The 10,128-nt window shown below is 48.5% G+C and carries 8 protein-coding genes and 1 pseudogene; 8 read left to right on the top strand and 1 reads right to left on the bottom strand.

The window, feature by feature from the left end; all coding sequences use genetic code 11:
• The first annotated feature begins 606 nt into the window (after nt 1-606).
• The 8 genes from rimP to AACV78_RS12335 all read left to right on the top strand — a co-directional run bounded on the left by rimP (nt 607) and on the right by AACV78_RS12335 (nt 9,899).
• Complete coding sequence (gene rimP, locus AACV78_RS12370) at nt 607-1,074, top strand: ribosome maturation factor RimP (protein WP_194012658.1); 468 nt, start codon at nt 607-609, stop codon at nt 1,072-1,074.
• Nucleotides 1,075-1,377: 303 nt separating this feature from the next.
• Entirely contained in the window at nt 1,378-2,676 is a 1,299-nt protein-coding gene (gene nusA / locus AACV78_RS12365; protein ID WP_194012659.1) for a transcription termination factor NusA, read from the top strand.
• Nucleotides 2,677-2,778: 102 nt separating this feature from the next.
• Entirely contained in the window at nt 2,779-3,093 is a 315-nt protein-coding gene (locus AACV78_RS12360) for a YlxR family protein (protein ID WP_194012660.1), read from the top strand.
• Between the two features lie 160 nt (nt 3,094-3,253).
• Nucleotides 3,254-3,493, top strand: a complete 240-nt coding sequence (locus AACV78_RS12355; protein ID WP_194012661.1) for a hypothetical protein — start codon at nt 3,254-3,256, stop codon at nt 3,491-3,493.
• Nucleotides 3,490-6,663: a translation initiation factor IF-2 gene (gene infB, locus AACV78_RS12350; protein ID WP_194012662.1), complete on the top strand. Its 3,174-nt coding sequence runs from the start codon at nt 3,490-3,492 to the stop codon at nt 6,661-6,663. Before AACV78_RS12355 ends, infB begins: the two co-directional genes overlap by 4 nt.
• A 428-nt stretch (nt 6,664-7,091) precedes the next feature.
• Nucleotides 7,092-7,829: a low-complexity tail membrane protein gene (locus AACV78_RS12345; protein ID WP_194012663.1), complete on the top strand. Its 738-nt coding sequence runs from the start codon at nt 7,092-7,094 to the stop codon at nt 7,827-7,829.
• Nucleotides 7,830-8,071: 242 nt separating this feature from the next.
• Nucleotides 8,072-8,296, top strand: coding sequence for a hypothetical protein (locus AACV78_RS12340; RefSeq protein WP_194012664.1), 225 nt, complete (start codon nt 8,072-8,074; stop codon nt 8,294-8,296).
• Nucleotides 8,297-8,702: 406 nt separating this feature from the next.
• A complete protein-coding gene (locus AACV78_RS12335) occupies nt 8,703-9,899 on the top strand; it encodes a glycosyltransferase family 4 protein (RefSeq protein ID WP_194012665.1) in 1,197 nt (398 codons plus the stop codon).
• Here the strand turns inward: AACV78_RS12335 and AACV78_RS12330 are convergent.
• A pseudogene (locus AACV78_RS12330) lies at nt 9,900-10,128 on the bottom strand (J domain-containing protein); the annotation flags it as partial.

Below are 10,128 nucleotides of genomic sequence, written 5' to 3'. Positions count from 1 at the left end.
CTCCCCCTCCCCGACACTCCCCTCCGACACTCCGCCGGCGCGATCGATTTGTCACCGGACGGGCGATCGAGCTAAACTGAAAACTGAGGTCAACTTCGATCGGAGACAGCCCTCAAACTTCTTGGAAGAAACTGTTTCACCTAGGAGTGGGTCAAGCCCACTTTTTTTGTTGCGTTAGTCGCAGCCAAACAACTTAGGGCATCACACCTGCAAGCTGAAGACTTGCCGGCCGCGGGCGACGCAACAAAGTCATCCGTCGGCTAGAAAACAGAAAGTAGAAGGCAGAATTTAAACCCCACAAGCTCATCCTCGGGCTTGAAAATCTGACGTCTTTTTCTTCATTCCACAAATCAACTTGAGGGTAAAAACCCTCAGATATTGCGGTCAAAAATCAGGTCGGTCGATTTGAGATTTTCCATTTTCGATTTGAGATTTACTCCACAGATTAATCTGGGAGCCAAAACTTGAGTCTAAAATTTTTGGCTCTCCCCGACAGCAGTTGGGAGCCGATCTCGGTTTTTTGGATGGGATCGAAGCAAAGCAATCTCAATAACTGATTTTTCCTTACCGTTTCCGAGTTCAGGAGTTTTAACTTAAGTATTCGATATGACTCATCCCCTAATCCCACAAATCATTGACTTAGCTACCCCCGTTGCGGAAACATTGGGATTGGAAGTAGTGGGAGCAGTGTTTCACACCAACCAAAATCCTCCCGTCTTGCGGGTAGACATCCGCAACCTCCAGCAAGACACCGGTTTAGCCGACTGCCAGCGGATGAGCACAGCCCTCGAAGCCGAGTTAGACGCAACCGACATCATCCCCGACGCCTACGTGCTAGAGATTTCCAGTCCGGGAATATCCCGATTGCTCAGCAGCGATCGAGAATTCATTACCTTTAAAGGCTTCCCAGTGACAGTCAAAGCCACCGAACCAGACTCGCGAATCAAAGAGTGGAAAGGACTACTGGTAGGTCGGGATGAAACAGCGGTTTATCTCAATCTAAAAGGGCGACAGGTTAAAGTTCCCCGCCCTCAAATTGCGCGAGTTGAACTAGACGAAGGAAAGGAGGAGTAAAGGTAAATTTTGAGTTTTGAGTTTTGGGTTCTCGGGGCGGTGCCTGTGAGTGTCCGCCAGATTTGAGATTTTAGATTGCCTCGCAGTAAGCTGAAAATGCTTCGCTGCGAGTTAATTTTTAAGAATCAAATCGATAGCCGCGGGTTGAGTTGGCACAACCAATAAATTGTGACAACACCGAATTTACCTAACCCTATTTTGGTAACTCATAAATCATCACCCATCCATTCCTATCAAAACTCACCAATTATCTTTTCGCGATTACCAGTTACGTATTGTCACAGTAAAAAAGGAGTGTTTTATATGTCAATGGTTCCCCTGCCCGGACTCAAAGAAATGGTCGAAGGTATTAGCAAAGAGCGAAATTTACCCAAACACGCCGTCCAAGCAGCCTTGCGAGAAGCCCTGCTCAAAGGATACGAACGCTACCGCCGCACCCAAAAACTAGACCACTTCAGCGAAGAATACTTCGATAATTTTGATGTAGAACTGGACGCAGAACAAGAAGGTTTCCGCGTTTTAGCAAACAAAACTATTGTAGAAGAAGTCGAAAATCCCGATCACGAAATATCACTTTTGGAAGTGCAAGAAGTAGCTACAGAAGCTCAGCCGGGGAGCATCGTACTCGTAGACGTCACACCAAATCAAAAAGAATTTGGTCGCATGGCAGCTATTCAGACCAAACAAGTTCTTGCTCAAAAACTGCGCGACCAACAGCGCAAAATGATTCAAGAAGAGTTTAAAGATTTAGAAGAAACTGTTCTTCAAGCAAGAGTGATCAGGTTTGAGAGACAGTCGGTAATTTTAGCAGTCACCAGCAGTTTCGGTCAGCCGGAAGTAGATGCCGAACTCCCCAAGCGCGAACAGTTGCCCAATGACAATTACCGGGCCAACGCTACATTCAAGGTTTATCTCAAAAAGGTAGGCGAAGGCTCCACGAGAGGGCCGCAGTTACTTGTTTCTAGAGCAGATGCAGGTTTGGTGGTTTACCTGTTTGCTAACGAAGTACCAGAAATAGAAGACGGGGTGGTGAGGATTGTCGCCGTAGCCAGGGAGGCAAATCCGCCATCCCGGCACGTCGGCCCTCGGACTAAAATAGCAGTTGATACGCTCGATCGCGATGTAGACCCCGTAGGAGCCTGCATCGGAGCGCGGGGATCGCGGATTCAGGTAGTAGTCAACGAATTGCGCGGCGAAAAAATAGACGTGATCCGCTGGTCTCCAGATCCGGCCACCTATATCGCTAACGCTCTTAGTCCTGCTAGAGTAGATGAAGTGCGTTTGGTTGCCCCAGAAGGCAGGCGAGCTCATATTTTGGTCGCTGAAGACCAACTAAGTCTTGCCATAGGCAAAGAAGGTCAGAACGTCCGCCTCGCAGCCCGCCTGACAGGTTGGAAAATCGATATCAAAGATATTGCTAAGTACGATCGCGATGCCGAAGACATCAAATTGGCAGCAGAAGCTACCAGGCTGGAAGAAGAAGAAGTAGCAGGAGACTACTACGAAGACGAAGACGAAGCATCAGGCTTCGACGGCGAGGCGGAATCCGCAGAATTGGCAGCAGAAAAGGCAGCAACGGACGAAACCGCAGCCCCAGTCTAAAAACTGCGCTCTTGACCAAGATTTTTTCGCACGGGAGACAAGGAGAACTTGTCCCCCTCGGACACTACCCTCCTCTTCTCCCCCTCTCCCCTTCTCACTTTGATGAAACCGAACTACCGGTGTTGTGCAAGTTGTCGAAAAATAGCTCCAAAGGAAGCTTTTTGGCGAGTAGTCAGGGTCTATCCTTCTCATCAGGTACAATTAGATCGCGGCTTCGGTCGTTCCGCTTACCTTTGTCGGGCGAGCGAATGCCTGAAAGCAGCTCAGAAAAAAAATCGACTTGGGCGATCGCTCAAAGCGCCTGTGTCTGACGAACTGTACCAAACACTTTGGCAGCTTTTAGACACATCTGACTGTACATTTGACTCGGGTTCAACCGGGCGAAAAACCGACAAGAGTTCGGTATCGACTGTATAATAAACCCTCGCGAGCAGCCATCGCGCCAGTAATTACTGGTAGCGCCAGCTCTACAACCTCAATCCGATCGGCCCACCAGTCTGGAAAGATTTGTGTCAGATTAGATAAGGGTAGGGTACTAGCAGAGGTATCCTCAAGGTGGAAAAGCTAACTTAGAAGCTTGAAAAAGTGGCAGTTGCCAAAAAAAAATCAGACTTCGACAGTTGCCACTTTCCCAAAAAAACTTGAAAATTATCTCAAGGCAGACTTCAGCGAGCTGCATCTTTTAGATAAAATTACCTCGCTGAGTACCAAAACCCCGATTCCTGACACTGAATCAATCACAGCGAATGATGTCGTCATTAGAACAAAGAATCAAAATGTAAAAACTGGTTGGCACAAAAGAGGGCAGAGTGGATGAACAACGGCAAAGTAAGAATTTACGAATTATCACGGGAACTAAATTTGGATAATAAAGACATCTTGGCAGTTTGCGAGCGGCTCAATATTTCAGTCAAGAGCCACAGCAGCACAATTACAGAATCAGAAGCAGAACGAATTCGCAAAACGGCGGAAAAATACGTAGCCAGCAGCCACTCTTCCCCCGGCAAGCCAGCTCCTACCGAAAGAGCAGCAGCGCCATCAAAAGAGTCTGGCCCTCACCCTAACGACCAACAAAAAAAGCAGCAAATTTTAGAAATACGCAGTCCAAAAGTACGGCCGGCTGGTGATTCCTCCCAGCAGGCGGGCAACGAGGAGCAAAAAAACGAGCCTGGTGCTACCGTGGCAACTCCTCCCAAATCGCCTGCCGCCGGGCAACTCCAGCCCCCCGCTAAACCAAATATCAATCGACCGGTGCTGTCGAAGCCAAATGTCTCTGGCTCGGGAGCAACTTCGGAAACAGATTCAGAAACAGCTTCGGAAACAGTAGGTGCGATCGCCCCGGAAACAACGGCCCTGGATCAAGCACCTGCGGCACCTGCGACAGCTCAACCGCCGTCGTCCAAGGCACCCGATCGCAGCCCGCGCCAGCCAGCCACCCCCCCACCAGCACCGGGGGCAAAACTCACGTCGCCACCAGTCAGAGCGACGGCGGAGTCGGCAACGCGCACCCCACAAAGTCTGGGAAACAAGCCGGTACTAAAACTTGCCAGAACCGAGCAAGAGCAATCACAACAGACAGAAAATCTGGAAGCGCCGGCCAGACCGAGCCGCCCCAGCAGACCCGCACCGGGAGGTAGCGATGCCCAAAGACCTCGCCCTAGCGCTGGCGGCCCTGTTAAAACTGCACTTGCCGATCGACCGCAGCCCGGTGGCCCGCGCCGAAGCCTAGCGCCCGTAACGTCAGCAGGAGGGCTCCGAAGCCGAGGTGGTGACACCGGAGCCGCAGGGGATGACACTGATGAGAATGAAGAAGATACGCCGTTGCTGGATACTCTTCTGCTTCCCAAGCCGACACTTCCGCGTCCTGCCAAAAAGACATCGGTCATTTGGGAAGAAGATGATGACGAAAACTCAGATGCTGCCAAAGCTGCCAAAAAGGTCAAGCAGGCACGTTCTCGCCTCAAACCGATAGACGAGGATGACGATGACTTAGAAAATGGCTTGGATATGCCAGCGCCAGTCACCGTCAGCCTGTCCCTAGCCCGCCCAGCTAAACCAAAGGGACAAGCAGCACCAAAGTCAACACCAACTCCGGGCGCACCCGGAAGCAGCGGCAAAAACAAAAGACCGGGCCCTTCTCACGATAAAAGTTCTTCTGGTTCTTCTGGGGGACGCGGCAGCCGGGGCAAAACAGCCGAAGCTAAGGTAGAACGTCCAGAAAAGCTGCTGCTGAGCAGACCGATGACCGTTCAAGAACTAGCAGTTACTTTGGCTGTTCCCGAAACCGAAATTATTAAACGGTTGTTCTCAAGAGGCATTGCGGTCAACATTACCGAAACCCTAGATATTTCAGCGGTGAGAACGGTAGCCGAAGAAATGGGTGTAGAGGTAGAAACTCCCGAAAAAGTAGCCCCAGCGCTCAAAGTCATCGAGATGATCGATGAAGCAGATTTGGAATACCTCGAGCGCCGTCCGCCAGTGGTAACGATTATGGGTCACGTGGATCACGGCAAAACAACCTTGCTCGACTCGATCCGCAAAACAAAGGTGGCTCAGGGAGAAGCTGGGGGGATTACCCAGCACATCGGCGCTTACCACGTAGATGTGGTACACGAAGGCAAGAGCCAGCAGGTGGTGTTTTTGGATACGCCCGGTCACGAAGCCTTTACAGCAATGCGGGCTCGGGGAACGCGGGTTACGGACATCGCTATCTTGGTGGTGGCGGCCGACGATGGCGTGCGCCCTCAGACAATTGAAGCGATCAGTCACGCGAAAGCGGCGAAAGTGCCAATTGTCGTGGCTATTAATAAAGTAGACAAGGAGGGCGCTCAGCCGGAACGGGTGAAGCAAGAGCTGACTGAGTACGGCTTGGTCGCAGATGACTGGGGCGGCGATATTACAATGGTTCCCGTCAGCGCGATTAAGGGAGAAAACCTGGATACCCTGTTGGAAATGATTCTGACAGTGGCAGAAATGGAAGACCTCAACGCTAACCCGAACCGACCGGCTAAGGGTACTGTGATTGAAGCTCACCTCGATAAGGCAAGGGGGCCTGTGGCAACCCTGCTGGTGCAGAACGGCACTCTGCGAGTGGGCGATATTGTGGTCGCAGGCTCGGCTTTGGGTAAGGTGCGGGCAATGATCGATGACCGGGGCGATCGCGTAGACCAAGCAAGTCCATCCTTCGCGGTGGAAGTGCTGGGGCTGCGGGATGTACCTCGCGCCGGAGATGAGTTTGATGTCTTCGGAAACGAAAAAGAAGCAGCGGCGATCGCCAGCGGAAGAGCTACCTTCCAACGAGATTCTCGCCTGCTCCAAGGTGGCCGGATCAGCCTCAGCGGCTTCTCTCAACAAGCTAAGGAAGGCGTTCTCAAGGAACTCAACTTGATCTTGAAGGCAGATGTCCAAGGCTCCCTCGAAGCAATTGTCGGCTCTCTGACTGAACTTCCTCAAAAAGAAGTTCAACTCCGACTGTTGCTGTCTGCTCCTGGCGAAATCACAGAAACGGATATTGACCTCGCTGCAGCCAGTAATGCTGTAATTATCGGGTTCAATACTACTCTCGCCACCGGCGCTCGCCAAGCGGCCGACCAAGCGGGCGTAGACGTGCGGGAATACAGCATCATCTATAACCTCTTGGATGATATTCAAGGGGCGATGGAAGGTCTGCTGGAACCAGAACTGGTGGAAGAACCTCTGGGTAAGGTGGAAGTGCGCGCTGTCTTTGCGATCGGTCGTGGGGCTGTCGCTGGCTGTTACGTACTCGAAGGCAAGGTCATCCGCAACTGTAAGGTGCGGGTACGCCGGGGCAACAATATCGTTTACGAAGGTATCCTCGACTCGCTCAAGCGGATGAAGGAAGATGCTAAGGAAGTCAATACTGGCTACGAATGCGGCATTTCCTTGAGTGGCTTTAGCGACTGGGCCGAAGGCGATATTATTGAAGCCTACCGCATGGTTACTAAGCGCCGGACTCTATCTCAATAGTTTTGAGTGGTGAGTTTTGAGTTGGAAGAGAAGTTTTGAGTGCAGGTAACTAAATTGCCGATCGCTCGAAACTATTCTATTCAACTCAATACTCCAAAACTAGATTTATGGCATAAATCTTTAATGCGAGCCGATCGACCGCAGATGCTATTGGGATAAACACAGATCAACGCAGATTCATTTCAAAATACGTTGGTGAATCAGTCCAAGAAGTCTAATATTCACTCACAAGTTTGGTTTTTAACTTAAAATTTAAAATTCAGCCACTCAAATAATACTTACAAAAAGTAACCGGATTGATTTTAAAAATCCTCGGTTTGACCGCTAGATATGTACTCCTCGCAACAGATTTTCAGGGGAAGAGTCCATCCAAGATTGTAAAAACTCAAAATTGAAAACTCATAATTCATAACCAATAATTAATTAAAGTGCGTTCTTTTTGGTCAGAGCCTTTTTTGTGGATTCACCTTTCTGGGGCGGCTGCACTGCCGATCTTCCTGGGACTGTGTTTGCTGGGACTCGCAGTCGGTTCTCCCGCGATTCCTGTGTGGTTAGAAGTGTTTTTAGTGGCTGTCGCAGGTATTGTTCCGGTGCTGTGGATGCAGTGGTTCCGCCCTTTTTATATTTTTAGTATTTTAGTAGTGGCTGTGAAACCGGACAAGTTAACTGATTTGCAGCAGCAGATTCTGACTCGATTTAAAACTAAATTAAATAAAGGAGTGGCTCTTTTTGTCGCTGTTTTGTTGGCAATAATTTTGTGGCATCTCTACCGATTGGCTCCCCTCGCTGCTGGCGTGGCTCCGTTTCCTCCTTCCTGGCGGTGGGCTGGATTGTTGTTGGCCGGTTCTGCTTTTTTAGCTAGCAATTTGTTTTTGCAGGTGTCTGCTAGTGTGATGGCGGTTTTGCTGACGCCGGAATCTCAATTTACAGCGACAAAGCCTTATTTTTTACAAAAAATTAAGCATGATTTTACGATCGCACTTTGGCAAGTCGATCGACTTTTGCCGACTTTGGCGGGCGAGATAACTGTCGCAGAAGCTGCACCCGGAGAGTCAAGCAATCCGCCACCGACAATTGGGAATTCGCCAGCCGACAGTATTGTCAACCCACAACTTTCTGACACCAACGGCGTTACCTCCCTACCCCAACAGTCGATCGAAAAGTGAAATGAAAAATTAAACTCGAAATAATTGTAATTTAAGCTACTTTACCTTCGACAGATGTATGCTGTAAAAAAAAATAAGTAATGGCTCTGTTCTGATTGAGATTATTAATAATTTTAATATTTAATTTTAAATCACAGATTATAGATATTTTAGGTTGGCTATTTCCAGAGAAGAATCTATAATAGAGAAAGTCAAGGTAAGCTTTCAATCCCTACAGGGGATTAAAACAGAGGTATAACAATATGGCGAATTATTCACCGATCGCACAACAACCTCAAGCAGCAGAGCCGATCGAGCTGTGCGAAGATTCTGAAATCTGGGGCAGTCTCAAATCTGCGATCGGCGCAAGTTCAGGATTTCAACGCTGGCAGCTAGAACTCAATTTTGAGAGCAAGCAGAAAAATGCCAGCATCGATCAACAGGTGCGATCCTATCTGCGAGAAACTTTAGCAACTTTGGCTTACTGAGCGCCCTCAAACCAAAGATGGTCAAGGTTTGTGAATTTTTTACAGGCAAAGAAAGCAGACATCCCCTCCAATCTGCGAAGTAAGTGCCGCAAGCGATCGCAGCAACTTCGGACATCAAATTGCAGGGGACACTATTTTTGCTTACTGAGTCGGAATTAATTTCCGCATCCTACTTCTACACCCTCTCAGAAAAATCAAGATAAAATTAGCCTGAAACCCGCGATATAAAGCGACTGCGACTGCTATCTATTGATGTGCCTGTTGCCCAAACTCTTTATAATAGGACGGAGGCAAAAGAAAATTCACAGTGCGGTTCTGGGGGTATATCAAACCGTCAACATAACCAGATTACAAATCTTTTGCACCGTAGGTTCTATTAAATACGACACAACCAGAGTGTAGGAAAATGCGCTTAGTCATAGTTCAGTATGCCGGCGATTACGCAAAAACCTTTCAGCATCTGGCCCAAGGGGGAAGCGAAACATACTACGCTCAAAAATATTCTGTTGATGCCGTTACTGAGATGGCAAAACGACCGGAGGCTGAGTCAGTAACGGTTATGTGCTGCATGACACCAGAATTTAACGATCTGGTTCTAGAAAACGGCGTGCGGGCGATCGGTTGCGGATTTAATTACAAAGTTGATTCCAAAAAATTGATCGAATTAATTGCCGAGCAAAATCCGACTCATTTAGTCATGCGGACGATTATTCCCGACATTTTTAATTTTGCAATTGAAAATCAAATTAGAACCATCGCTGTATTTGCCGAATCTATTTCAACAAAAAGTTGGCGCGATAAGTGGCGCAACTATTTCCTGGCCAATTTGTTGAATAACCAGCAAATAGAATGGGTTGGGACTTACGGCATTACTTCATCTTTATTGTTCAAAGAAATTGGAATAAAACCCGATCGAATAATTCCTTGGGACTTTCTCTTAGATACCAATCCCGGCTCTTTGTCGCCGAAAGAAATTCCTGCGGATGTCAAAAAATTAAAACTATTTTACGCTGGTTCGTTAGTACAAAGTAAGGGGGTTGGCGATATATTAAGAGCCGTACCAAAGTTAAGGGAGCGGAATATATCAGTTCACTTAAAAATGGCAGGTAAAGGCGAAGAAGAATTTTTTGCTCGGCGAGTAGAAGAGTTGGAAATTAAAGATTGTGTCGAATTTATGGGAATGGTGCCAACTGATACTTTAGAACCTTTAATGAGAGAATCCGATATCGTGTTAGTTACTAGCCGGCACGAATATCCCGAAGGATTTCCCCTGACAATTCAGCACGCTTTACGCACTAGAACACCGATAGTAGCTTCGGATCACCCGATGTTTAAAACCCACTTGAAGCATGGCGTTAATTCCATGATTTTCGAGGCGGGGAACTCTCAGGCTTTAGCCGAATGTATCGAAAACCTGGTTTCGGATTCAGCGCTTTATCACAATATTTCTGTCGCTTCTCACTCAACCTGGCATGAGTTGCGCTTGCCTGTCAAATGGGCCGAATTGATCGATCGCTGGCTGGATGATTCCCCTGAAAGCAAACAGTGGTTGTTTGAAAACCGACTGGCTTCTGAATACTACAATCAAAAATCTAGTGAATGATTAATTCAAAAAATGCGATCGACCAACCAGCCACTTTCCCAGCCACAGCCCGAAACCGGAAGTAGCGACTAACAGGATAAATGTGTAGAGCCCGCGCCCAGTGGCGATCGACCTTTCGCCCACTACCATCCGCGCCACAACTCCAGCCACAATCCCGATCGCAGCCCAAGCCCCATAAACACTCTTAGATCCAGCAATCTCTAAGGCTTGCGTCAAAGCCCCGGAACCC

Origin of the sequence: Tychonema sp. LEGE 07196, assembly GCF_963890365.1 — a bacterium.
GTDB lineage: Bacteria > Cyanobacteriota > Cyanobacteriia > Cyanobacteriales > Microcoleaceae > Microcoleus.
This window is presented reverse-complemented; position numbering and strand designations above follow the sequence as displayed.